3 protein-coding genes are annotated in these 1,215 nt (G+C 74.0%); all 3 read right to left on the bottom strand.

Annotation, left to right across the window (positions count from 1 at the left end; translation table 11 throughout):
* The coding region (locus tag ACFFNX_RS50460) for a TetR/AcrR family transcriptional regulator (RefSeq protein ID WP_378213622.1) at positions 1 to 202 on the bottom strand (202 nt) is incomplete at its 3' end.
* Entirely contained in the window at positions 199 to 522 is a 324-nt protein-coding gene (locus tag ACFFNX_RS50455; RefSeq protein WP_378213621.1) for a DMT family transporter, read from the bottom strand. The genes ACFFNX_RS50455 and ACFFNX_RS50460, both read right to left, overlap by 4 nt.
* Positions 523 to 714: 192 nt before the next feature.
* Complete coding sequence (locus ACFFNX_RS50450; RefSeq protein ID WP_378213620.1) at positions 715 to 1,083, bottom strand: cation diffusion facilitator family transporter; 369 nt, start codon at positions 1,081 to 1,083, stop codon at positions 715 to 717.
* Positions 1,084 to 1,215 lie beyond the last annotated feature (132 nt).

The raw sequence follows: 1,215 nt of genomic DNA, 5'->3' as shown, positions 1-1,215 counted from the left end.
CGGACCGGGCGGCGTGGGCCAGGGCGGCCCGGCTCAGGTCGTCCAGGGTCGCGAAGTGATACGTCGTCGACCCCAGCTGCACGCCGGCGCGGGCGGCGACCGCACGGTGGGTCAGGCCGCCGACGCCGACCTCGGGGATCAGCGCGCACGCGGCGTCGACGATGGCCCGGCGCCGCCCCTCGGGGTCACGGCGGCCGGTCAATGCGCGCCGCCCAGGTTGAGCACCACGACACCGGCGATCACCAGCACCACGCCGAGGACCTTGGTGACGCTGAGCGGTTCGTTCAGGAACAGCGCGCCGATCACGACGATCAGCGTGATGCCCAGCCCGGACCACACGGCGTACCCGACACCGACCTGCAGGCCCCGCGCGAGCGCCGCCGACAGGGCGAGGAAGGACCCGGCGTAGGCGACCAGGCACGCCACGGAGGGCCACAGGCGCGAGAAGCCCTCGGTGGCCTTGAGCAGGCTGGTGCCCAGCACCTCGGCCGTGATGGCCAGGCCCAGGAACAGGTACGGCATGGGAGCCCCTCCTCGTGTACGGATGTACTAGTACAAACGTACAGGAAGGGGCCCGTGCCCGACGATGGCGTCGCAGGCACCCGCGGCCGTCCCGGTCCCCGCTGCTCATCGACCTTCGATTGAGTGGGGCTCAAGGGAAGAGATCTCAGGCCGCAGCGCCGCCCTCCGACCCGGTGTGCGGCCGTCTCCGTTCTAGGGGCGGTGGTGGGCGAGGGCGGCGTGGGGGTCCTCGGCGCCCGTACGGGCGGGGTCGGCGTGGATGAGGGCGGCGGTCAGGCGGGGCACGGCGTGCAGGAGGGCGTGTTCGGCCTCGACGGCGATGTGGTGGGCGGCGCGCAGGGTGAGTGATCCGTCCAGGACGACGGTGGCCTCCGCGCGGAGCCGGTGGCCGATCCAGCGGGTGCGCAGTTCGGCGACGTCCTCGACGCCCCGTACGGCGCGCAGTGCCGCCTCGGCCCGGTCGACGACGGCGGGGTCGACGGCGTCCATCAGGCGCCGAAGGACCTCCCGGGCGGCGTCCTTGAGCACGAACGCGATGGCGACCGTGATGAGCAGCCCCACGATCGGGTCGGCCGCGGGCAGGCCCAGGGCCGCGACGCCGGCGCCGAGCAGCTCGGCGAGGTCGATGGCACGTCACCGATCAGGCGCACCGCGCGGGCGCGTTCGCTCTCGGGCATGGAGCGGTCGGCGGCG

This window comes from Actinoallomurus acaciae, from assembly GCF_042429965.1.
Taxonomy (GTDB): domain Bacteria; phylum Actinomycetota; class Actinomycetes; order Streptosporangiales; family Streptosporangiaceae; genus Actinoallomurus; species Actinoallomurus acaciae.
The sequence above is the reverse complement of the archived record's forward strand: the minus strand, read 5'-3'. Positions and strand labels throughout refer to the sequence as shown.

Coding starts and splice junctions, on each gene's coding strand:
- ACFFNX_RS50455 (WP_378213621.1), bottom strand. CDS start 522: ATGCCGTACCTGTTCCTGGGCCTGGCCATCACGGCCGAGGTGCTGGGC.